A 24,235-nucleotide genomic window follows, 5' to 3' on the forward strand; every position below is an offset into this window, starting at 1 on the left:
ATGCAACTTTAGTATTGCAAGAAGTCTTTCCTGGATATAACATGCAATCAAAATACATGTTAAGCAAAGTGCAGGTTAATGATATGTCTATTCACGTTAAGAACAATATTCACTGGGTTGGTCAACGCGACTGGGAAGTTCGAGATTTCCACGGCACAGAATATAAAACATTAAAAGGAACGAGCTATAACAGTTACCTGATCCGTGAAGGTAAAAACGTGTTAATTGATACCGTTGATCATAAGTTTAGCTACGATTTCATCCAACAACTTGAGCAAGAGATCGACCTGAACGAAATTGATCTTATTGTGATCAATCACGCGGAAGAAGATCATGCCGGTGCATTATCTGTTCTGATGAGCAAGATCCCAAACACCCCTATTTACTGTACTGAAAATGCGATTGACTCCATTACCGGTCATCACCACCATCCGGAATGGAATTTCAATACCGTCAAAACGGGCGACAGTATTGATATCGGTAATGGCAAGTCACTGGTCTTTATTGAAACTCCTATGCTGCACTGGCCTGACAGCATGATGACTTATATGACAGAAGATGCGGTGTTATTTAGTAACGACGCGTTTGGTCAGCATTACTGCGATGAGCGCCTGTTCAATGACGAAGTAGAGCAAAACGAGTTAATGGAACAATGCCTGCGCTATTACGCAAACATTCTGACACCATTTAGCCCGCTGGTAACCGCGAAGATCCACGAGGTACTTGGCTTTAATCTGCCTGTTGATATGGTTGCCACCTCTCACGGTGTGATTTGGCGTGACAACCCTACTCAGATCATTGAAAAATATCTTGAGTGGGCTGATGAGTATAAAGAAGACAAAATCACAATCTTCTATGACTCTATGTCAAATAACACCCGTATGATGGCTGATGGTATCGCTCAGGGGATCACTGAAGCGGATCCTAATGTGACGGTAAAAATATTCAACGTCTCACGTCATGATAAGAATGAAATTCTGACCCATGTCTTCGGCTCTAAAGGTGTATTAGTCGGCTCATCAACAATGAACAACGTGATGATGCCTAAAGTTGCCGGCATGCTAGAAGAAATTACCGGTCTGCGCTTTAAAGCAAAAAAAGCGGGGGCTTTTGGCAGCTACGGCTGGAATGGCGGTGCTGTTGACCGTATTCATGCCCGCTTAACGGATGCCGGTTTCTTTACCACTGTTAGCCTTAAAACAAAATGGCGACCAGACTCAAATGCACTGGAAACATGCCGCGAACATGGCCGCAAAATTGCGCGCGAATGGGCACTTCAGCCGCTACCAAAGCAGGCAGAAGCAGAGGTTACCGCTACAGGTTCAACACAACAAGAAACAGTGACTATCTCTCGTTCGGAGTCAAAAAAAACGGATACCAGTCACTCTGTTACTACTGAGCAAGATCAGAAAATGATTTGTACTGTTTGTCAGTGGGTTTACGACCCTGAATTCGGCGAGCCTAACCAGGATGTTGAACCAAAGACACCGTGGTACGAAGTACCTGACTATTTCCTTTGCCCTGAATGTGGCATCGGAAAAGAAGTATTCGAACCTACGGAGTAAATAAAGATCATGGACAAGCACATTGTAATTATTGGGAGCGGCTTTGCCGCTTACCAGTTAGTGAAATCATTGCGAAAACTCGATACTGATACCCCTATTACGGTCATTACTGCCGATAGCGGTGATGAGTACTCTAAGCCCGAGCTCAGCCATGTATTCAGCAAGCAGCAAACAGCCAATGATCTGATCAGACAATCTGCCTGTGAATTCGCGGCAGATAATAACATTCTATTAATCAACAATACTCTGATTGAATCTATCGATACCGATAGCCAGACAGTGCATTACGGCGATAATGCGATTACCTACTCCGAGCTAGTATTAGCAACAGGGGCATCGGCATTGGTTCCACCGTTTGCAGGAAATGCCATCGACGAGATAGTGACGTTAAACAGCCTGACCGAATATGAACAGCAGCAGGACAAACTGGCTTGTGCAAAATCTGTTCTGGTACTGGGAGCTGGCTTGATCGGCACGGAAATCGCGATGGATCTGGCGAGCTCGGGCAAGAGCGTCACCTTATGTGATAGGGCATCAAGCCTGATGCCGACACTGCTGCCGCCATTTATTAGTGCCGGATTATTTCAGGAGATGCACGGGAAAGGCGTGCAAATCCGACTCAACTCCAACGTGACCGCTATCAACCGTCACCACCAGGAACTGGTTGTTTCACTTTCCGGTAGTGAGCATATCAAAACAGATGCGGTGATTGCGGCGATGGGTCTGAAACCCAATATTGGATTGGCAAAAAAATCGGGGATTGAAACTGACCGGGGAATAACAGTTGATCGGATAATGCAAACATCGGCGTCGAACGTCTATGCGTTAGGTGATTGCGCTGAGCTCGAAGGAAAAGTTCGGGCTTTCATACAGCCGGCCATGTTAAGTGCTATGGCACTGGCAAAGACACTGTTGGGCTCCCCGACCCCGGTTCGTCTTCCGGCTAGTCTGATTAAGGCCAAAACGCCCTGGTTACCACTCCACATGTCTGGCAACACGGTAAAGAAAGATCTGTCGTGGGAAGTTGTTACGGAATCAAATGGCCTGATAGCTAAAGCTTTTGATAAGGAAACCGCTCAGTTAGTCGGATTTGTTGTCAGCCACGATCAACACAAAGCCGCCTTCCCTTTATTGCGACTGTTACCCGCTGAGTAATTGTATACACCACTTGTACACTGCTTGCTCTGTTCAGATATGAAAAGAGCTGAAATGGAATTCACTTTGAGAGGCATTTTTTGCCTCTCTTTTTTTCTTATCCATAATCCCACATCGAATGACTATCATCACTCTATTCCCCGTTAAAATGTAAATAACACCAGATAACTCAGATCATATACTCAGAACAAATTTAAATTTCGCTAAGCATGCAATACTTTGAGCTATAATAAGCACTTAGCTCAACAATCAAAAGCCTATATATGTACCAGTTCACATTCTCATTTGATGAATTTCTTGCCGAATTCTGGCAAAAAAAGCCCACGGTCATTAAAGGTGGGTTTAAAGACTTTATCGATCCGATAAGCCCTGACGAATTAGCAGGTCTGGCCATGGAAGAAGAGGTCGATTCCCGTTATATCGCCCAAATTGGTACGGAATGGGAAGTCCAACATGGCCCGCTCAATTTTGATAATACTCCGGAAGATCATTGGTCATTTGTCGTTCAGGCAGCTAACCACTGGCACGAAGGGGCTGCACAACTTGTCACGCCTTTCCGCCAGTTACCGAACTGGTTATTTGATGACTTAATGGTTAGCTACTCCACCCCAGGTGGTGGCGTTGGCCCCCATATCGATCAATACGATGTATTTATTATCCAAGGTTCGGGAAAGCGCCACTGGCGTGTAGGGCCAAAAGATGACAACTACGAAGAACTTCATCACCCTGCCCTGCGACAAATTAAAGGCTTTGAACCGATTATCGATGAGATCCTTGAAGCGGGAGATATTTTATATATTCCGCCGGGATTTCCTCATGATGGTTACGCCACAGAAACCGCAATGAGCTTTTCTGTTGGCTTCAGATCACCGAAGAAGCAGGAACTGTTAAGCAGTTTTGCTGATTTTGTCATCGCCAATGATCTGGGTGATGTGCATTACCATAATCCTTCTCTGCCAGCTCGCAATAACTGCGGTGCCATTTTAGAGGCTGAATATACCGATCTTGAAGCCATGATGCGCAGCCTGCTGGACCACCCTCAGCAGATGAAGCAATGGATGGGCGAGTATTTAAGCCAAAGCCGTCATGATCTCGATATCATTGCATCGGAACCACCCTGGCAGAACGGTGAAACCTATCAGTTTTTAGAAGATGGCGAAGCATTTAAGCGCCTAGGTGGCTTACGCGCTTTTTATCATCCAGATGAACCACATGTGCTTTATATTAACGGGGAGCGTTTTGAACTGCCTGAAGAGTGTAAAGATGCGGCTAAATGCCTTTGTGATGAAGAGCAAGTAACACGTACATTGCTAGGTAAGCAACTTGATAACCCGGCTTTCCTCGCCTTGCTGACACAACTCATCAACCTGGGTTACTGGTACCCGGTAGAATAACGCACTACCAGTAATTTGAAGGAGAACATCAGCGTGATGCTCTCCTTCCCCGTTTTAAGGGAATTGGTATTACACCTTAAACTGACCAGCTAACTCTTGCTGACGATGTGACAGCGCTGTCAACCGCTGGCCGATATCGGCTGAGTTTTCCGCCTGATTAAGGATGCTCTCACTCAATTCGCGAATATTCGACACATTGCGATTCACTTCACCCGAAACGGCTTGCTGCTCTTCTGCAGCTCGCATAATTTGTTCATTCATCGACTGAATCGCACTTACAGACTCAGTGATCTGATTGAGGCTCAGGACAGCCCTGCTAACCTGCTGTGCGGTATCACCAGCAAGCTGGTTACCTTCTTCAATTGCATTAACAACATCTCTGGTTCCCTGTTGCAGATCTTCAATCACAATACGGATCTGGCCGACAGAATCCTGCGTACGGCTAGCTAACTGGCGTACTTCATCGGCAACAACCGCAAAACCACGCCCTTGTTCACCCGCTCGGGCTGCTTCGATGGCTGCATTCAGTGCCAGTAAGTTGGTTTGCTGCGAAATGCCTTCAATAACCAATAAAATCTGATTGATATTCTCACTGTTACTTTCCAGTTCTTTCGCAACCGGCACCGCAGAATCCATCCGATTAACCAGGCTGGTCATTGATTCAGCCGATTGCTGGATCACTTTCTGGCCATCAAGTGCTGCCTCATCGGCTTGTTTCGCCGCCTCTACCGCCGTTTCGGTATGTCCGACCACTTGTGCGGCTGTTTGCGTCATCTCTTCCGACGCAGTAGCCACCATATCGACCTCTTTAAATTGCGATTGGCTGCCATCTCGGGTATTGCTGGCAACATGGGCTGCCTCATTGGCGGTTTTACCCACTTCATCTACTGCGACGATCACCTGCCCGATGGTGTTTTGCAATTTATCTAAAAAGCGATTAAACCAGAGAGCCAGTTCCCCCACTTCATCTTGCTGAGCAATACTAATGCGTTGCGTCAGATCGCCTTCCCCTGAAGCAATATCTTTCAGGCTCTCTGCCACCTGTTTAATCGGTGCCACCAACCGTGAAGCGGCGACTAACACGATAAACAGGCCCAATACTGCAATCACGATGCTGACGATAATTTGTATGGTCGACGAGGCAGAGCGCTGGCCCTGAATCGCATAATCTAATGCAATCGCTTCGGCTAGCACTTGTTCTGCCGGTAACTGAATGACAATGCCCCAGGAAGAGTTGCCTAATATCACCGGCGTATAAGCCATCAACCATTGCTGATCGTCGCTCCAACCGACGAATTCCTGCCCCAGCCTTAACCAGCCAGACAGCGAAGCAGGCAAAGCATCACTATCGGTAAATGTCTCACCGAGACGGCTAACAGCCTGATCCCACGCTACAATAGTACCGGTCTGGCTGAGCAGACTCACTTTACCTGTACTTGAAAATAAATTACCATCAACCTCTGCAATCACAGGCTGAAGAACATCTAACCTAACATCAATGCCCATCACACCGATAGCGACACCATCCACGATCAATGGTGTTGTGATCGAGCTGATCAAGTGGCGTCCAGATTGGTCATCGGAAAACGCCGGATTCAGCACACAGGTATCTTGCGACAATAAACTACAGGTAAACCTCTCGTTGACCGGTTTACCGTCTGTATTCTGACTGCTATCAAGGATCTGTTGTTCTGTAATAATACGCTGCACCGCTTGCTGATCAGCCGATTTCGACCAGTATGGCGCGAAGCGTCCGGTGCCATTAGCTCCGACATAATCGGCATCATGGTAATTATTGTCCTCGGCATCAAGGGCATTGGGTTCAAATACCACGAAAGCAGCATAAACATTCGAAAAGTCATTGACCGAACGGCGTAATAGCTCATTGAGTGAACTGCGGAGTTCAGCACTATTGGTATAGTTCTCTTCCGCGTTGAATTTTAAGAAGAGCACGCTCTGTGCCAGCATTTCAGCACGGTATATTGCTTCATCCATATACTGCTGAACATGAATAGCCTGGCGCTCAGACTGAACCTTAACCAGTTCTTGGGACGTACTTCGCAAAGAAGAGAATGTCTGCTCACTGACCAGTTGTTGGTTTTGGCTGGAGAAGTAAAAAGAAAGGCCCGTTAAAACAAATACTGTTAGCAGTAAACCAACGCCTGCTACGAGGGTGATTTTCCACTGAACCGAAAGTGAGCGCATATAAACAATCCTTGTATATATCTAGCTGGCAGAAAATATAACCAATCAGGACGTCAAATCTGATGATGTTGACTGCTATGTATTCCTTGTGGCAATAATCCATCTTGCCGCAGCTATTAAGTAATAAGTGTATAAAAAAAGCGCGGCTTTTACACCGCGCTTAAAGCCTGTCACAGGCTCAAACTAGTGTACATGCAGACACGAAACCGCATGAATGTCACCACCCTGTAGTTCAGGCTTCTTCTGTGCGCAGACTTCCGTTGCTTGTGGGCAACGAGTACGGAATACGCAACCCGACGGCGGATTGATTGGCGAAGGAAGTTCACCCTCAAGCATTTGAATATGCTTGTTTCTTTCCAGCTCAGGATCAGGGATAGGTACTGCTGACATTAATGCCTTGGTATAAGGGTGCTTAGGCTCGGCAAACAGCGCTTTACTCTCCCCCATTTCGACAGCATTACCCAGGTACATCACCAACACGCGGTCAGAAATATGCTTAACCACAGACAAATCGTGAGCGATGAAAATCAGGCTAAGCCCCATTTCTTTCTGTAATGCTTTCAGCAGATTGACGACCTGGGCCTGAATCGAGACATCCAACGCCGAGACCGGTTCATCACAAATGATCATCTTTGGCTTTAAAATCAGCGCTCGCGCAATACCAATACGCTGACACTGACCGCCAGAGAATTCATGCGGATAACGGTTGATCACATTCGGTAGCAAGCCAACCTTTGTCATCATCGCTTTTACCTGCGCTTTAACATCGTCAACAGCGAGTTCCGGATAAAAGGCTTTCAATGGCTCAGCGATGATTTCGCCCACCGTCATACGGGGGTTCAGCGATGCCAGCGGATCCTGGAAAATCATCTGGATCTCTTTGCGCTTTTCACGCATATTGACACGATCCAGCTTGGTCAAATCCTGCCCCAGCCATACAACGTTACCATCGGTTGCTTCCACCAGACCGATAATCGCGCGAGCAAACGTCGATTTACCGCAGCCTGACTCACCCACGACACCTAAGGTTTCACCTTCATAAAGACGAATATCGACACCATCAACCGCCTTAAGCTTTAAAGGCTTAGTCCAGGGCCATGCTGATTTTGGCGCAATATTAAAGTGAACTTTCAGATTTTTAATATCCAACAATAGGTTTTTTTGTGCATCCATTACCACGTCCCCACATCAGAAAAACAAGCGCGTAAACGGCCTTCAGTAAACGCTTTCAGTTCAGGTGCTTCCTGCGAGCATCGACTCGTAACACGATGGCAGCGATCCTGATAAGGACAACCAACAGGTAAGCGCAACAGGTTGGGTGGGTTGCCTGGAATCGTCGGCAGTTCTTCGCCTTCCGTATCCAAACGTGGAATAGCTCTTAGCAGGCCTTCAGTATATGGATGAGATGGCTTATAGAAAATCTCATCGATTTTGCCATATTCCATGGTACGGCCCGCGTACATCACCAAGACCTTGTCACAGCTGCCTGCGACGACGCCCAGATCATGAGTGATCATAATGATCGAGGTATTGAAGTCCTTTTTCAGATCGTTCAACATGTCCATGATCTGTGCTTGAACCGTTACATCCAATGCTGTCGTTGGCTCATCGGCAATCAGCAGCTTAGGACGGCATAACAATGCCATCGCAATCATTACCCGCTGACGCATGCCACCAGAGAACTCGTGGGGATACATCGTAATACGCTGGCGGGCTTCAGGGATCTTTACCGCATCCAGCATACGTACGCTTTCTTCAAACGCTTCTTTCTTACCCATGCCTTTGTGCAGCATTAACACTTCCATAAGCTGATCGCTTACTTTCATGTAAGGGTTGAGAGAAGTCATTGGGTCTTGGAAAATCATTGCAATTTGTTCAGCACGAACCTTATTAAGCTCTTTTTCCGACAAATTCAGAATTTCACGGCCTTCAAATTTTGCACTGCCATTAATAATACCGTTCTTAGCAAGCAGACCCATGATCGCGAATACTGTCTGGCTTTTACCTGAACCAGATTCGCCAACAATGCCCAGGGTTTCACCCAGATTCAGAGAAAAATTCAGATCATTAACCGCGGTGACGATACCATCTTGTGTTGTAAATTCTACGCGTAGATCTTTGACATCTAATAAGCTCATAATAACTTCCTATAATTATCTGTCTTTTGGATCTAGTGCGTCACGTAAACCGTCACCCACATAGTTAAAGCAGAACAGGGTTACAACCATAAATGCAGCCGGGAACATTAACTGCCACAGGGCAACTTCCATGGTTTGCGAACCTTCCTGGAGCAAAGCCCCCCAGCTCGTCATTGGCTCTTGAACACCAAGACCGAGGAAACTTAAGAATGATTCAGTCAGGATCATTTGCGGTACCAGCAGGGTTGAGTACACAGCAACAATACCTAAAACGTTTGGTACGATATGGCGAGAGATAATTCTCCAGCGGCTAACACCTGACACATGGGCAGCTTCGATGAACTCTTTGCTACGAAGAGACAGGGTCTGACCACGAACTATACGCGCCATATCCAGCCAGGAAATCGCCCCAATCGCCACAAAGATAAGCATGATATTCCGGCCAAAAAAGGTCACCAGAACAATTACGAAAAACATGAATGGAATGGAATACAGAATTTCAAGGATACGCATCATCACACGGTCAGTACGGCCGCCGATGAAACCAGAGGTTGCACCGTAAAGAGTACCGATAACAACGGCAACTAACGCACCTAAGATACCAACCATCAGCGAAATACGACCGCCGATTAAGGTACGGGTATATAAATCACGTCCCAGGCTATCGGTTCCGAAGAAGTGACCTTCCTCGCCAAGACTTGGCGCAGCATGCAAGGCATACCAGTCAGTGTCATCAAAGGCATAGCTACTTAACATCGGACCAAATACAACGGCCAATGTGATCAGAAACAAAATAGTTAGGCTTGTCATTGCCGCTTTGTTGCGCATAAACCGAGTACGCGCATCTTGCCACAAGCTACGGCCTTCAATTTCCAGATTCTCTGAAAATTTTCCGAGTGCCTCTACATTGTCTTTTTTAGTTAACATCATCGTAAGGCCTCTTAGTAACGAATTTTCGGATCGATATACGCTAATACGATATCAACAATGGCGTTGAAGATAATGGTCAGCGTACCAATAAGAATAGTGATACCAAGAACCAGTGAGTAATCACGGTTAAAGGCAGCGTTAACAAAGAGTTTGCCGATGCCCGGCAAGCCGAAAATCGTTTCAATAACCACGGAACCGGTGATGATACCAACGAATGCCGGCCCCATATAAGAGACAACGGGGAGCAGCGCCGGTCGCAGTGCGTGTTTTATGATGATGTACGGATAGCTCAAACCTTTCGCACGGGCGGTACGAATGAAGTTACTGTTCAGGGTTTCAATCATGCTACCACGGGTAATACGGGCGAAAGTGGCCACATACAACAGTGACATACCAAACATCGGCAACAGTAAGAACTTGATAGAGCCGTCTTGCCAGCCACCAGCCGGAAGCCAACCTAGATTAATAGAGAATATATAAATAAGTACCGGTGCCAAGATAAAGGATGGCATCACCACCCCGGCCATTGCGGTCGACATAATGGTGTAGTCTAACCACGTATTTTGCTTCAATGCGGCCAGAGTGCCGACAGTTACCCCCATCACAAGTGCAAAAATAAAGGCGAAAAAGCCAATTTTTGCCGATACCGGCAGTGCTTTAACCACCAGTTCATTTACGGTGAAATCTTTGTATTTAAAAGATGGGCCAAAATCACCTTGAATAATATTACCCAGATAAATGGTGTATTGTTCAAACACCGGCTTATCTAAGCCATATTTGGCTTCGATATTTGCCATAACCTCAGGAGGCAGCGGACGCTCACTCGAGAAAGGGTTACCGGGTGCGAAGCGCATCAGGAAAAACGAAATAGTGATTAATACCAACAGCGTCGGTATTGCTTCAAATATCCGCTTAGCTACGAATTTAATCATAAACTGTACCGTTATTTTTTATCTGTGACAGAAAGCACTACACCCTAGGCATAGGGTGTAGCGTTGTGTTTTTATATATCTTGCTGTTTATTAGTCAGCAATGATGTACATATCTTTGGTGAAGAGTTTGTCTTCTGCGTTGTTCGCAGGGAAACCGCCAACTTTAGGGCTTACCAGACGTGCTTTCACATATTGGTAGATAGGGGCAATCGGCATATCTTTAGCCAGCTGTTTTTCTGCATCAACGTAAAGCTGCTCACGCTCAGTTTCTGAGATTGAGTTAAGCGCTTTTTCCATGATGCTGTCATATGCTTTGCTATGATACTTAGGATCGTTAGAGCTGTTGTTGCTCTGCATTAGAGAAAGGAAGCTGGATGCTTCGTTGTAGTCACCACACCAGCCGGCACGCGTAACATCGAAGTTGCCTTGACGGCGGTTATCCAAGTAGGTTTTCCACTCTTGGTTTTCCAGGTTAGCTTTAGCGCCCAGATTTTTCTTCCACATAGATGCGATAGCAACTGCTAGCTTCTTGTGGTTCTCTGATGTGTTGTAAAGCAGTGTAAACTCAAGTGGATTACTGTTGTCAAATCCTGCTTCAGCCAGGAGCTCTTTCGCTTTAGCGTTACGCTCTTTCTGAGTGAGCTTACCGTAATCAGGCATTACTGGGTCAAAGTTAGCGGTAATTTCTGGCGTTAGGAAATAACCCGGCTTCTGACCTTGACCAAGCAGCGCTTTAGTAATGATGTCACGATCGATTGCGTAAGACAGCGCCTTACGTACGCGAACATCATCAAATGGCGCTTTTGCATTGTTAAAGCCGTAGTAGTATGAACACAGGTTACCCTGAATGGATACATCTTCTGGATACTCTTTCTGCAAGCGACGGAAGTGTTCATTCGGCAGTTCGTGGGTAATATCAATTTCACCCGCAAGGAAGCGGTTCATTTCAGCAACTTGGTTTTCAATCGGTAAGAAGGTTACCTGCTTGATAACTGTCTTTTCGTTATCCCAGTACTGAGGGTTGTTTTTTAGGACAATACGTTCGTTCACAACCCACTTATCAAGAACGTAAGCACCGTTACCGACAAAGTTTTCTGGCTTCGTCCAATCGTCGCCGAATTTCTCAACCACTTTTTGATTAACAGGCTTCATTGTTGTGTGGCCCATCATCATGACAAAATATGGTACGGCTGATTCCAGTTCAATTTTTAGCGTGTTTGCATCTACCGCAGTAACACCCAGTGTTTCTTTCTCGGCTTTACCTGCAATGATCTGGGCTGCGTTCTTCATGGTAGTCATTTCAAGGTACCATGAATAAGGTGATGCCGTTGCCGGATCGACGGCACGCTTGAAGCTGTAAACAAAGTCGCTTGCTGTAACCGGATCACCATTTGACCACTTCGCATCTTTTCGCAGGTGGAAAATAAATGTGCGGTTATCGTTTGTTTCCCAGCTTTCAGCTACGCCAGGTACCGTCTTACCGTCTGCGTCTTGGTTTACCAGACCTTCAAGAAGATCACGAATAACGTGAGATTCTGGCACACCTTCGGTTTTGTGGGGATCGAGTGAGGCGACTTCTGTTCCATTACCACGAACTAACTCCTGTTTCGCAGCAAGCTTGACACCCTCAGGAACCTCAGCAGCCAGAGCAGAAAAAGAAGTGGCAGCGACTGTCAGGCTTGCGCTAATTAATAACGCCTGAGTGATTTTATTTTTATACATGCATTAACTCCAATACATAATTTCATTGCATCCATGACGTTCTTCAGTTGTTGTTCATACAGCGACAATTTTTGGATTATTTCCCAGAAATAACACAATACAAACCGAAGAATAGCTCGCAACTTTAACAGGCATTGAAGTAATTTGCCACAAATCCATTACAAAAAGAGATATTATCCTTAATATAAACCCCTTAGCCAGCATTAACCACCACCCAAAAAGAACTATATGGACCTTTCTATTATAAAAACTAGGTTATAGAGAAATATCCGCCAGAAAAGCTAATAAAATTCAGTTCCCAAACCAATTACTGCATACTTACACAAGTAATCAGCATAAATAACTCAAAGAGCCAACAAAAAACGTAGCAGTCAATAACAAAACATTAATAAGTTGATGTACAGGCATAAAAAAACGCTCACGAGGAGCGCTTTTAAAGGTCGGGGAAATTATTTATTTTCACTGTCGATATCAAAAACCTGTTTGTCAGGACTGACTGATTGGTGTCTTTTTTCCAGCAGAAGCTGTTGATCATCGTCTTTGTCGTGATCATTCCCAATGCCAATTTCATTAAGCATCTGCTTGATTCTCTTATTCGATACACGCCTATGTTTCATGAACCCTCCGCTGTCAAATTCAGCAAGTTTGATAAAACAATCTGTTACGCACAATTATCATCCAAAGCGCCTTGCAAGAAATCTTATGTGCCAAATAAATATGGCACATAAATTCCCACCCTGCCTCACCGTCTCTTTTTAATAACAAAAGCGAATAAAAAAAACACTGATAGATTAACTTTTCACAAGGCTGTTTTTTAATACTTTTCAAGTATCTGCAACACGTTAATCGCGTTAGAATTATTTATATTGAAAAAGTCAATCTGATCGCATCAATTAGGTTGAGCTTTCAATAATCCGTTCCCGTTCCGTTGTATCTTGAGAGTTAATATATGAGACCAGCCGCTTGCTTCTCGCGTCCAAGTCCATCCCGAGTCCGTCATGGTTATGTGCCACCAGCACATAGTGCTAAAGGCGATTCAAAAAGTGAAAATAAGTAGTTATTAACTACCCATTCACATCTTTCAATAGCCTCTTCTCAAAGGGGCTATTTTTTTGTCGCTAGCTTGAAATATTTCCCTGCTTTATGCCTGTCAGACCCTTTATTCTCTCGATTCAAGTCTGCAAAGGTGCTTGTCAATGGCCACTCAGTTATGAAATGATCCCCATCAGGTAATGGATCTAGGTTAAATAACAATGTTAAAGACAGAAGGTAAGGATACTTTCTCTATCTCTCAACTCGCGGAAGAGTTTGGCGTGACCCTGCGCAGTATTCGATTTTATGAAGATCATGGATTATTAACCCCGCAAAGAAATGGTCAAAACCGTATTTATTCGAGGCAAGATCGTGCTCGCTTGAAGCTGACACTGCGAGGCAAGCGACTCGGTTTCAGCCTTGATGATATTAGAGGGCTTTTTGATCTGTACGATTCAGAGAAGAGCAATAAAAAACAACTCCATGACATGCTCAAGGCGATTAAGTATCGACAACGACTACTGGTACAGCAACAGGCCGATATTCAAGCTGTAATGATGGAATTAAATGCCGCGGAAAAGAACTGTTACCAGCAATTATCAAAACTGGAGATGAAGCAGCGAAAAGACTGCTCATAATAAAGAATAAAGCAGCCAATAATCTGGCTGCACTTCTTTCGTATACCCAAACCCAACAACCGCCGTCTACCACTTAATGAACAGGCATTTTTGCAACCCATATTTCATGTGTTTGCTGGGTAAATTCTCCGTGATCTATCATACCTTTCAGATAACCTAACCGGTGATGTCCTTCCAGCAAGTTAAACGGCGCTTTTAATACCCGGCCATTGGTCGCGTACAAATCACGCTCATAGTGCAAAATAATAGGAGCCACAGGCCAGGTGCCACGCCCTTGCATATTCTGCACTAGCCAACTGCGCTGAAAGATTTCATTAGTCATACGCCGTGAAAACTTATCGACCACATCATTATGAGGAGTCTTAATTCTGTTAAGGATCTCGTCATTCGTCCAAACCTGCTTGGTAAAGGACATCGCACGAAAATCAAGCCAGCCCCAATTACAAAGGACCGCTTTCCAATGGCGATATACCCATTGCTCAAGCACTTCGTCGGGAAAGTGAGGCAACATCAGATGTGCTCTGTCACGCCAGAGATCCCAAGGCTCACACTGACGTTTACCAAAACCATCGGGTGCAATTTCATAGAGTAAACGATCACTCCTGATCATAATCCCCTCCTATTACTACAGGCTCTTAAATCTCAACTGCGAACTTTATAACCATTCACCAATAATGGTTAATTATTCCTATAACAAAAACATAGCACAGCTCTTTTTGAAACAACACCTGAATATTTATGAAAGATTATCCAGTCATTTGTTACAGCATGGTTACCCTTCCTTTTGTTAGGCTATTTTGCAACGCTAATGGCGGTTGCATTTATGTTATAAAAGAGATGAGGAACGAAGAAGTATTCCACAAGGCTATTTAGCGGGAAGTGCTGTTTCATGCAGAGATATGGTGGCAAAGACTGGGCAACGAGTATCTTGACTAATTAATTATGGTTGGCTGAACAGATACTTTTTTTATCGAAGTCGGTATCAAACCACCCAGCAGTGACAAATTTCAACCATTAAAAAAGGAGCCGGTTATCAGCTCCTTTTTTACACCCTAATCATCCAGTATTAGGTTATGTTAACTGCCAACGATCTGCCGCAGAAGTATCAGTATCTCTGGCATCAACCCAGCGACTTTCACTGTTTGTCTGTTCTTTCTTCCAAAATGGTGCGCGGGTTTTAAGGTAGTCCATAATAAATTCACAAGCTTCAAATGCCGCCCCCCGGTGTGCACTGGTTACACCCACAAACACAATCTGATCACCCAGTGCCAAATCACCCACCCGGTGAATAACTCTCGTTTTCAGGAGTGGCCAGCGCTCACCCGCCTGCTCAATAATTTCAGCTAAGGCCTTCTCGGTCATTCCCGGATAATGCTCTAGCGACAGACCGGTGACGTCATCACCCTGATTAAAATCACGCACTTTACCGATAAACGTCACAACCGCTCCAGCATCAGTGCCTTCAGCCAGTTTTGCGTATTCATCAGCAACTGAAAAATCTTCAACCTGAACCGAAACCATATTACCCCCCGGTCACTGGCGGGAAAAAGGCAACTTCATCACCGTCTTTGATTTCAGACTCTAAATGGCAAATTGTCTGGTTAACGGCAACCAGTAATTTGCCGGACTCCAGCGCCAGCAGCCATTTATCGCCACGTTCAGTCAGATGAACACGTAATGCTTCTGCCGTCGTAAATTCAGCGTCAACCTCTAAGCGATCAACCCCAACCAGCTCTTTCACCTGAGCAAAGAAAAGTACATTAATCATGCTTCAACCTTAAAGTGACCTGATTTACCGCCCGTTTTTTCTAACAAACGAACCTGACTAATAACCATATCTTTCTGTACCGCTTTGCACATATCGTAAATGGTCAACGCCGCTACCGATGCCGCTGTTAATGCTTCCATTTCAACGCCGGTCTTACCCGCCAGCTTACAGCACGATTCTATACGTACCATATTTTCCGCTTCGATTGCTTCTAACTGCACTTCAACTTTAGACAGCAACAAGGGGTGACATAGCGGGATCAAATCCCATGTTTTTTTCGCCGCCTGAATACCCGCAATACGGGCCGTTGCAAAGACATCACCTTTATGGTGCTTACCCGAAATAATCAGGTCGAGTGTTTCCGGCGCCATATGCACGAAGGCTTCAGCTCGCGCTTCACGAACAGTTTCAGTCTTGGCTGAAACATCGACCATATTCGCTTCACCCGAAGCATTGATATGCGTTAATTGTGTCATTATTATTACTTCCGTTCACATCAGTGATAGCTGTCATCAATTGTTTAGTTTACCGGTATTAGCCACCAATAGAGGCAAGGTGCGGTGTCATGCCTGAATTTCCCTCATCAAGAAAATGACCCACCGCTTTTTGTTGTAAGCCACCTTGAATACGCTTAATCAGCTCGGCACGCTGCCCGTCTTCGGCAAGCAAGTCGCGCAAGTCCACACCGTGCTCACCAAACAGGCACAGATGAAGCTTACCTTTTGCCGATATGCGTAATCGGTTACAACTTTGGCAGAAATCTTTTTCGTAAGGCATGATTAGTCCGATTTCACCGACATAATCAGGATGACAAAATACTTGGGCAGGACCATCATTATTGCTCTTGATCTGTAAAACCCAACCATTGGCAATCAGATGGTTACGGATGCTAACTCCAGAGAGATGATGATTATCAAACATATCATCCATCTCACCGGTCTGCATTAATTCAATAAAACGCAGTTGAATTGGTCTGGTTTTGATCCAATCAAGGAACTTCGGCAACTCTTGTGAATTTAAGTCTTTGAGCAGTACCGTATTAATTTTGACTTGTTCAAAGCCCGCATCAAAAGCGGCATCAATACCCGACATCACCTGATGAAACATATTCTCACCCGTGATTTGATAAAACATTTTCGGGTCCAGGCTATCAACACTCACGTTAATATGAGTCAGACCAGCCTCTTTCCAGCTTTTGACATGTTTGGCCATACGGTAACCGTTAGTGGTTGTCGCCACTTTGGTTATACCGGGCTGAGAAGCAACAGTACGGATAATATCGGTAAAATCACGGCGTAAGCTTGGCTCGCCACCGGTAATACGCACTTTTGTCGTACCACACTCGGCGAAGGCCCCTGTTACACGCTGGATCTCATCTAACGTCAGAAAGGAAGATGCCTTCTTTTCCGGGGGATGATAACCGTCCGGCAGGCAATAGGTACATTTGAAGTTACACACGTCGGTAACTGACAATCGCAAGTAATAAAACTTACGATTAAAGCGATCTTCAAAATGAAGATGATCTTCTAATTGTTTTGCCACGGAACACCTTTCCAAATACGGGAGGCCGATTCATTTCTAAATAGACCCTGGTGACAGCCTGTCACTGGCGTTGGTCACTTATTACCTGCACCTGTCCATATTACAGAACACAAAAGGCGGGCAACTTAGTGAACAAAGCTCGGAGTTATGGGCTGCTATGTGATGCGCATGTAGAGTCATTCACACAGCTGCTAATCTAATCATAAAAATATCAGTAAAATGACAATATAAACAATTCACCGAAAAAAAACGTGCTGTATTCTACCTTTCGAGAAAGATCCCGACAATACTACTAAAGGGACTATTTGTGATTAATTTAATGTCAAGTGAGGCTGCCATGTCCAACATTATCGAATCTGCCAGCGTTGATGATATCGCACGCTATCTCCAGTACGAAGATGGCATTGATGCACTGAACGCCCACCAGGAAGCACAACATATTATTGATGGCTTTTATGACATGATGGCAAAAGGGATCATAAAAGGTTGGTACTTCAACGAGCAAGGTCACCTTGAGTTATTACCCAGCGATAATGTGCTTAAAATCATTGCCAACCAAAAGTGAGGGTTGAGGTGGCTTGGGTATAAACTGCATTGCAATTTGCATCAGGGATTTGCAATATGAAAACAAATGCGGTTATTGCTTATCAATTAAGATACTTCATTCCAGCTCATTCGCGGTATGACACTTCGGCATCACATTTGCAGTGCATATGGTACCAGACACGATAATGATGAATGGAGCTGTTTATGATGCAATCAATACCGCTACTTTTTCAACAACGCCATGTCTTACCTACTGGCAGAATGCCTATGCGTATCGCGCCCGGGTCACAAACAGAAGCCTTTAAAGTGGCTTTGTCGTCAACCGATGGCTTTGGTGTCTGTATGCATGATGAAAGCGATCCAGGTCAACATTTTTTCCATATCGGTACCCGGGTCACTGTAGAAGATTTTGACAGATCAACAGATGATGGCTCCCTCATCGTTACCGTCTACGGACACGACAATTTCCGTATTAAATCATTAACGCAAGATAGCAATGGCGTGTTTTCTGCTGAATACCAGACAATACCTCTGTGGACAGAAATCCAGCTCCATAACAACCAGCAACTACTGGCTGTGAAATTGAGAATTATGTTTGAGAAATACCCGGAACTCGACCGTTTACATCAAACCAAAGAGTTCAACAATTTAAGCTGGTTATGTCAGCGCTGGTTAGAGATTCTGCCCGTTCCCGCCAGTGAAAAACAAGCACTACTTAATACCCCAAATTGTCTCGATACCTGTGATTATTTAATGAATATGATGCAAGAGCCCCACTAATCTTAGGGTGTGTTGATGCGTCAGGCTGTAGCCAGCGCTTCTCACTCCCGATCATACTCTTAACGCATACCCATCCAGCACACAGCGAAAGTTCTCCCCTAATCGTGACAGTAGTAGCATATCCCCAGCGAAATCTTGTATTCATTTTACGGCTTTGTATACTCTACACATCAATCAAGATCACAAAAAATTGCAAATAAGATCATGACAAACACAAAGACTGAAATTAAAACCAAGATTGTTGCTATCGGTGGTGGTCATGGCTTGGGCCGTATGCTCTCCTCTCTGTCTGATTATGGCCCCCAAGTTACCGGAATTGTCACCACGACTGATAATGGCGGATCGACAGGTCGTATTCGTGCTTGTCAGGGCGGAATTGCATGGGGAGATACCCGTAACTGCATTAATCAATTGATCACTGAACCCTCTGTCGGTTCGATGATTTTTGAATATCGCTTTCGCGGTAATGGCGAATTGAATGGGCATAACCTGGGGAACTTGATGCTAACCGCACTCGATAACCTCTGTATTCGCCCCTTAGAAGCGATCAATCTTATCCGGGATATGCTGAAAGTCGAACCCCATATCATCCCAATGTCTGAACACCCGGCAGACTTATCGGCATTGACGCCGGCGGGCGAGATTATTTGCGGTGAAACCAGTGTCGATGAACTGGAAGAAGTACCGCAACGGCTTTACATTGAGCCTGCGGTACCTGCCACCAAGGAAGCAATGAAGGCAATTAAAAAGGCCAATATCATCTTGTTAGGGCCTGGCAGCTTTCTAACCAGTATTATGCCGCCTTTACTACTCAAAGATATTGGTTCAGCGCTAAAAGAAAGTCCGGCCAAAATAGTCTTTATAACCAATCTGGATAAAGAGAAGGGACCGGCAGGAAAAATGTCTCTTAGCACTATGCTGCATTGGTGTGAACGTGCAATGCAGGGGCGCCACATTGATAGCATAATCACCGATCATCCTTGGCCAGAACTTTCCCCAAGGTATGAACAGCGGATTGAAGATTTAGCTTCCAGCAATCATGAGTGGCGCCATGACCGGATAAAGTTAAAACAAGCGATTGATAAACTGATCGTTACAGGCTAATTGCTTGTACTCTTGTGCCATACCCTTGACCATTTGTGTCAATTCAGGCAGATGATCCACCATCCACTCATTCTGTCCTTGTCTCACACGCGATTCACACTCTTGAGCCATTTCAGCCAGACTGTCAGCCCCAAAGCTGGCAGCGCTACTTTTAATCGAATGGCTGATCTCCCCGACCTGATTGACCGATGGTTGATCAGATAGCTGGCGTAAGTACTGCTGTAGCTCATCACTAAATACATTAAGTAAGAGTATGACCGTTTCTTCACCGACTTCTTCTGCCAGCCGTTTGATGGTTTCCGCATTAATACTCTTTACCATTTATTTGATCTCCCTGTTTCCACCTGTTATTTCCTGCCAGGTTTGTAATTTTCTGTATATGGTTGAAGGGCTAACTTCCAGTAAACCTGCAGCACGCGGAATGTTTCCGTTACAGACATCAATTGCAGCCTGAATTGCACGTTTTTCAACCATCCAAAGCGGCTCAACCGTCCACCGTTCACTTTGTTCAATATGTAAATTTTCACCAAGTTCGATGAGACGACTTTGGATATCCGTTGAACTATTTACAGGAGATGCAATTTCAGCGCCAGCAATACTGTTTATCGGCGGTGGCAGCATTTGCAAGGTCACTTCTTCGCCAGTATTTAACACCACTATATTCCGGATAACATTCTGTAATTCTCGTACATTGCCCGGCCAGGAGTGCGCTTTAAGTAATGCAACGACATCTGGCGAAAAGCGACTGAAGTTTTTACCTTCTTCCACCGACATCAAGGCCAGCAAAGCATCAGCAATCTCAATCATGTCATCATTGCGATCACGCAAAGGCGGCAGTGCAATAGGAATAACGTGTAGCCTATAATACAAGTCTTCTCGAAAACGCCCTTCTTGCACTTCCACCCAAGGGTTTCGGTTAGTCGCACAAACAAAACGAACATCTACCGTGCTGGTTTTTGAAGAGCCTACTTTTTGATAAGTGCCGGTTTGAATAAAACGCAGCAACTTACTTTGTAAATCCAAGTCCATTTCGCAAAGTTCATCGAGGAACAATGTTCCTTGATGGGCAAGCTCTACCGCTCCCTGTCGCTCAGTTGAAGCTCCGGTAAATGCCCCTTTTACATGGCCGAACAACTCACTTTCAATCAACTCTTTTGGAATGGCGGCACAATTTAACGCTACGAACGGTCTATCATTTCGCGGACTCGCGGCGTGAACAGCCTCAGCGCAGACCTCTTTTCCGGTGCCGCTTTCACCTGTAATAAATACCGTTGCTTTACTTGCCGCCGCTGATTCGATAACACGATATACGGCTTGCATCGGGATACTGTTGCCAATGAAGCCTTGATATTGCCCGCCACCCAACTTGGATTGAGAAGCATCCTGAGTATGACAGCCATCCCTCAATACATTGTTAACGGTGATACGCAGCAGATCCGCTTCACAGGGCTTGATTAAAAAATCCTGTGCGCCATATCTCATGGCTTCAACGGCAACATCAATCGACCCATGGGCTGTCATGATCACAACAGGAAGATTGCCATGATCACGTCGAACAGCTTCCAGGACTTCCATACCAGTCATGTCGGGCAAGCGTAAATCAAGCAAAATCAGATCTGGAACAATATCTTGAATGAAGCTGAGTGCTTCTCTCCCCGTGCCGACAATATTGACACTTAGCCCCAGAGGATTGAGATAAGATTTATACAACGCCGCGACAGAAGCGGTGTCTTCTACCATCAATACTTGCCGTTGTTTTGCCGTGCTTTCCATTCCCACCTCAGACATGAGTCCCATAAATCACTTTTTAATCACTACAAGTAGTTGTGTTACCACGATTTTTATTTTTTATCCGTCTCACTATGAATCGCAAAACGGTTTGCAAAATGCGAATAATAATCCCAGTTTAGCAAATAAATATGACAAAAATATCTTTAACATCAGTAAAAAGCACAAAAAAACAACATAAAAAAGTTGGCACGATGCCTGCATTATATAAATCGACTCTTAATTAAGAGTCAACCTAGCCAACTGACGTTGTTTGTGGATTTTTTTCACTAAAACAATGAGGCCAACCGAAATAATTATCGGTTGGTTTTTTTTTACCTGAAATTCAGAGTGGTAGGGTTAGCTATTTGCAATAAACTGCTGCCGGAAAGTATGGATCTTGTCACGGGTTTCGGCGGCTTTTTCGAACTCTAGGTTCTGCGCAAAATCATACATTTCCGTTTCCAGCTTCTGAATTTCCGTTTCCAGTTGCTGCGGCGACATGCTGGTGTAAGTTCCCTTACTTTCTGCAACCCTGTTTAGCTGGGCTGCTTTATTGATCCTGGCGCGCGAACTTGGCTTACCCAGCTCCAGGATATCACCCACTTTTTTATTCAGTGCCTGAGGTACGATGCCACGTTTTTCATTATAGGCATGTTGCTTCTCTCGGCGCCGGTTGGTTTCGTTAATAGCTCGCTCCATTGAGCCTGTTATTTTATCGCCATATAAAATAGCACGCCCTTCCAGGTTACGCGCCGCACGGCCAATGGTTTGGATCAACGAACGTTCAGAACGTAAGAATCCTTCTTTGTCAGCGTCAAGTATCGCCACCAGCGACACTTCCGGTATATCCAGACCTTCTCGTAACAGGTTGATCCCGATCAGCACATCAAATTCACCCAAACGCAGATCGCGAATGATCTCAACCCGCTCAACCGTATCAATATCGGAGTGAAGGTAGCGCACCTTAACACCATGCTCTGCCAGGTATTCCGTCAAGTCTTCCGCCATCCGTTTGGTCAGCGTTGTAACCAGTACCCGTTCTCCTTTTACTTCACGGATTCGGATTTCTGATAATAAATCATCAATCTGCGTGGCAACCGGACGAACTTCGATGATCGGATCGAGTAATCCTGTCGGACGTACTACCTGCTCTGCGATATCACCACCGGAGCGCTCTATTTCATATTTGCCCGGCGTCGCAGACACATAAACAGTTTGCGGGGCTAATGATTCAAACTCTTCAAACTTCATCGGACGATTATCCAATGCCGAAGGCAGGCGAAAACCGTACTCGACAAGGTTTTCCTTTCGCGAGCGATCCCCACGATACATAGCACCAATCTGCGACACCGTGACATGAGATTCGTCGATAATGAGCAAGCCATCAGCAGGCAAATAATCAAATAACGTCGGAGGCGGCTCACCCTCGGCACGTCCACTGAGGTAACGTGAATAGTTTTCGATCCCTGAGCAAAAACCCAGTTCATTCATCATTTCAATATCAAACTGAGTGCGCTGGGCAATACGCTGCTCTTCGACCAGCTTGTTATTATCGATTAACTGTTTACGGCGTATGACCAGCTCATCTTTGATCTTATCGATCGCCTCCAGTATTTTCTCGCGCGGGGTAACATAGTGAGTCTTCGGATAAATCGTACACCGTGGCAAATCACGCTGCTGGATCGCACCAGTCAACGGGTCAAAAACACTGATACAATCAACTTCAGCATCAAACAGCTCAATACGAATGGCATCATGTTCCGATTCTGCCGGGAAGACATCGATCACTTCCCCCCGAACGCGGAAAGTACCGCGCTCAAATACCATATCATTTCGCTTGTATTGCAGTTCAGCTAAACGACGCAGAATATCACGCTGATCAAGCATATCGCCCCGGCGCACATGCAACATCATTTTTAGGTAGGAGTCTGGATCACCCAGGCCATAAATCGCCGAAACTGAAGCAATAATGATCACATCACGACGCTCCATCAGCGCTTTCGTTGCTGACAGTCGCATCTGCTCAATATGTGCATTTACCGACGCATCTTTTTCGATGAAGGTATCCGTCGTCGGCACATACGCTTCAGGCTGATAATAGTCATAGTAGGATACGAAATATTCCACGGCATTATCAGGAAAGAATTCTTTCATTTCCCCGTAAAGCTGTGCTGCCAGCGTCTTGTTAGGCGCCATTATAAAGGTGGGACGATTGGCTTTCGCAATCACATTCGCCACCGTAAAAGTTTTACCTGAACCGGTAACCCCTAACAGGGTTTGATGAGCAAGGCCGGCATCTAACCCATCAAGCAGTTGATTGATCGCAGTAGGCTGATCACCCGATGGTGAAAAATGAGAAGACAGTTTGAACGCTTTGCTCATGCTTAGTTTCCGTTGCAAGGGAAGACATTACTTAGTTAGCTATTTTGCTACTATACCCAAGTAACTGCAAGATACAGGATTCAGAGTGAGCTCTTCGAGTTCAATTCAAGGCAAATCAGCGCAGGAAGATCCCTTTCAAGCTCACACTATCAAACCATTGATACGCCATCAGCTATAATACAACCTTCACTAACAAAAACCGCAAAGGCAAGACCTGTGTGATATTGGCTGGCCAACCTGCCAAAGCTGGAAATTAACGACAACCGACAACATGCATATCGTCAACCCAGACACCAAGACACTCCTGTTTGGGCTTTTTTATACCCTTTTTACTCAGGCATCTGGTTCTAAATACGAATAAATAATAACAAAATGAAAAGTAGGGATTGATCTAATTTTTACATAGGCGTATTATCACCGCCCACGGAGAAAATCACGCTCAGAAAGATTAGAAATCCGTATTGCAAATACAGTATAAAATTCCTTTTCATCATAACTCTTGATGAGAATTATCCACAGCTTGTTCATCTCCCGATGTAAATCAACTCACAATTGTTATATTAGAAAAAACAGTTTAAAGTATTTATTCTAACATCCTCTTAACACTTATTCTTTCCTATTGAATAACAAAT

General features: G+C 45.0%; 22 protein-coding genes and 1 riboswitch. Of the genes, 7 read left to right on the plus strand and 15 right to left on the minus strand.

Going from position 1 to position 24,235, the window contains the following annotated elements; translation table 11 throughout:
* Positions 1-83: 83 nt before the first annotated feature.
* The 3 genes from norV (at position 84) to AC2204_RS02360 (ending at position 4,114) form a co-directional block, all read left to right on the plus strand.
* Positions 84-1,565 (plus strand): anaerobic nitric oxide reductase flavorubredoxin, encoded by a 1,482-nt coding sequence (norV, locus tag AC2204_RS02350; RefSeq protein WP_318923938.1) that lies wholly within the window; start codon positions 84-86, stop codon positions 1,563-1,565.
* A 9-nt stretch (positions 1,566-1,574) separates the two neighbouring features.
* On the plus strand, positions 1,575-2,720 hold the full coding sequence (norW, locus tag AC2204_RS02355; RefSeq protein ID WP_318923816.1) for an NADH:flavorubredoxin reductase NorW: 1,146 nt from the start codon (positions 1,575-1,577) through the stop codon (positions 2,718-2,720).
* Between the two features lie 263 nt (positions 2,721-2,983).
* Positions 2,984-4,114: a ribosomal protein uL16 3-hydroxylase gene (locus AC2204_RS02360; RefSeq protein WP_318923817.1), complete on the plus strand. Its 1,131-nt coding sequence runs from the start codon at positions 2,984-2,986 to the stop codon at positions 4,112-4,114.
* A gap of 69 nt (positions 4,115-4,183) precedes the next feature.
* Here the strand turns inward: AC2204_RS02360 and AC2204_RS02365 are convergent, their stop codons facing one another.
* From AC2204_RS02365 to AC2204_RS02395, 7 genes are all read right to left on the minus strand, one after another.
* The gene (locus AC2204_RS02365; RefSeq protein ID WP_318923818.1) at positions 4,184-6,319 is read right to left on the minus strand and encodes a methyl-accepting chemotaxis protein; all 2,136 of its coding nucleotides are present in this window, start codon (positions 6,317-6,319) and stop codon (positions 4,184-4,186) included.
* Positions 6,320-6,502: 183 nt separating this feature from the next.
* On the minus strand, positions 6,503-7,492 hold the full coding sequence (gene oppF, locus AC2204_RS02370) for a murein tripeptide/oligopeptide ABC transporter ATP binding protein OppF (protein ID WP_318923820.1): 990 nt from the start codon (positions 7,490-7,492) through the stop codon (positions 6,503-6,505).
* On the minus strand, positions 7,492-8,457 hold the full coding sequence (gene oppD, locus AC2204_RS02375) for an ABC transporter ATP-binding protein (protein WP_318923821.1): 966 nt from the start codon (positions 8,455-8,457) through the stop codon (positions 7,492-7,494). Before oppD ends, oppF begins: the two co-directional genes overlap by 1 nt.
* A gap of 15 nt (positions 8,458-8,472) precedes the next feature.
* Positions 8,473-9,384 (minus strand): oligopeptide ABC transporter permease OppC, encoded by a 912-nt coding sequence (gene oppC, locus AC2204_RS02380; RefSeq protein ID WP_318923940.1) that lies wholly within the window; start codon positions 9,382-9,384, stop codon positions 8,473-8,475.
* A 14-nt stretch (positions 9,385-9,398) separates the two neighbouring features.
* On the minus strand, positions 9,399-10,319 hold the full coding sequence (oppB, locus tag AC2204_RS02385) for an oligopeptide ABC transporter permease OppB (protein WP_318923823.1): 921 nt from the start codon (positions 10,317-10,319) through the stop codon (positions 9,399-9,401).
* Positions 10,320-10,409: 90 nt separating this feature from the next.
* Positions 10,410-12,041: an ABC transporter substrate-binding protein gene (locus AC2204_RS02390; RefSeq protein ID WP_318923825.1), complete on the minus strand. Its 1,632-nt coding sequence runs from the start codon at positions 12,039-12,041 to the stop codon at positions 10,410-10,412.
* 449 nt (positions 12,042-12,490) lie between these two features.
* The gene (locus AC2204_RS02395; RefSeq protein WP_318923826.1) at positions 12,491-12,658 is read right to left on the minus strand and encodes a hypothetical protein; all 168 of its coding nucleotides are present in this window, start codon (positions 12,656-12,658) and stop codon (positions 12,491-12,493) included.
* A 636-nt stretch (positions 12,659-13,294) separates the two neighbouring features.
* Between AC2204_RS02395 and AC2204_RS02400 the strand changes: the two genes are divergently transcribed.
* On the plus strand, positions 13,295-13,711 hold the full coding sequence (locus tag AC2204_RS02400; protein ID WP_318923827.1) for a MerR family transcriptional regulator: 417 nt from the start codon (positions 13,295-13,297) through the stop codon (positions 13,709-13,711).
* Between the two features lie 73 nt (positions 13,712-13,784).
* Here AC2204_RS02400 and AC2204_RS02405 read toward each other — a convergent pair whose 3' ends face one another.
* The 5 genes from AC2204_RS02405 to moaA form a co-directional block, all read right to left on the minus strand.
* Positions 13,785-14,321, minus strand: a complete 537-nt coding sequence (locus AC2204_RS02405; RefSeq protein ID WP_318923828.1) for a hypothetical protein — start codon at positions 14,319-14,321, stop codon at positions 13,785-13,787.
* 461 nt (positions 14,322-14,782) lie between these two features.
* Positions 14,783-15,232, minus strand: a complete 450-nt coding sequence (gene moaE, locus AC2204_RS02410; RefSeq protein ID WP_318923829.1) for a molybdopterin synthase catalytic subunit MoaE — start codon at positions 15,230-15,232, stop codon at positions 14,783-14,785.
* Position 15,233: 1 nt separating this feature from the next.
* Positions 15,234-15,479 (minus strand): molybdopterin synthase sulfur carrier subunit, encoded by a 246-nt coding sequence (gene moaD / locus AC2204_RS02415; RefSeq protein WP_318923831.1) that lies wholly within the window; start codon positions 15,477-15,479, stop codon positions 15,234-15,236.
* Positions 15,476-15,955 (minus strand): cyclic pyranopterin monophosphate synthase MoaC, encoded by a 480-nt coding sequence (gene moaC / locus AC2204_RS02420; RefSeq protein ID WP_318923833.1) that lies wholly within the window; start codon positions 15,953-15,955, stop codon positions 15,476-15,478. The genes moaD and moaC overlap by 4 nt, the downstream gene beginning before the upstream one ends.
* A 58-nt stretch (positions 15,956-16,013) precedes the next feature.
* Positions 16,014-17,036: a GTP 3',8-cyclase MoaA gene (gene moaA, locus AC2204_RS02425; RefSeq protein WP_318923834.1), complete on the minus strand. Its 1,023-nt coding sequence runs from the start codon at positions 17,034-17,036 to the stop codon at positions 16,014-16,016.
* Positions 17,010-17,178, minus strand: a riboswitch (molybdenum cofactor riboswitch). (Overlaps the previous gene by 27 nt.)
* Positions 17,179-17,358: 180 nt before the next feature.
* On the opposite strand from moaA, the gene AC2204_RS02430 reads away from it, so the two are divergent.
* The 3 genes from AC2204_RS02430 (at position 17,359) to yvcK (ending at position 19,451) form a co-directional block, all read left to right on the plus strand.
* Positions 17,359-17,586 carry a hypothetical protein gene (locus tag AC2204_RS02430; RefSeq protein ID WP_318923836.1) on the plus strand — a complete coding sequence of 76 codons (228 nt, stop codon included), beginning with the start codon at positions 17,359-17,361 and terminating at the stop codon, positions 17,584-17,586.
* A gap of 185 nt (positions 17,587-17,771) precedes the next feature.
* Complete coding sequence (locus AC2204_RS02435; RefSeq protein WP_318923837.1) at positions 17,772-18,347, plus strand: LON peptidase substrate-binding domain-containing protein; 576 nt, start codon at positions 17,772-17,774, stop codon at positions 18,345-18,347.
* Between the two features lie 204 nt (positions 18,348-18,551).
* Entirely contained in the window at positions 18,552-19,451 is a 900-nt protein-coding gene (yvcK, locus tag AC2204_RS02440; RefSeq protein WP_318923838.1) for a uridine diphosphate-N-acetylglucosamine-binding protein YvcK, read from the plus strand.
* Here yvcK and AC2204_RS02445 read toward each other — a convergent pair.
* From AC2204_RS02445 to uvrB, 3 genes are all read right to left on the minus strand, one after another.
* The gene (locus AC2204_RS02445) at positions 19,413-19,772 is read right to left on the minus strand and encodes an Hpt domain-containing protein (protein WP_318923840.1); all 360 of its coding nucleotides are present in this window, start codon (positions 19,770-19,772) and stop codon (positions 19,413-19,415) included. The genes yvcK and AC2204_RS02445 overlap by 39 nt on opposite strands.
* Positions 19,773-21,224, minus strand: a complete 1,452-nt coding sequence (luxO, locus tag AC2204_RS02450; protein WP_413466656.1) for a quorum-sensing sigma-54 dependent transcriptional regulator LuxO — start codon at positions 21,222-21,224, stop codon at positions 19,773-19,775. It lies immediately after the preceding gene.
* 354 nt (positions 21,225-21,578) lie between these two features.
* Entirely contained in the window at positions 21,579-23,603 is a 2,025-nt protein-coding gene (gene uvrB, locus AC2204_RS02455; RefSeq protein ID WP_318923841.1) for an excinuclease ABC subunit UvrB, read from the minus strand.
* Positions 23,604-24,235 lie beyond the last annotated feature (632 nt).

This window comes from Photobacterium sp. (genome assembly GCF_057456235.1).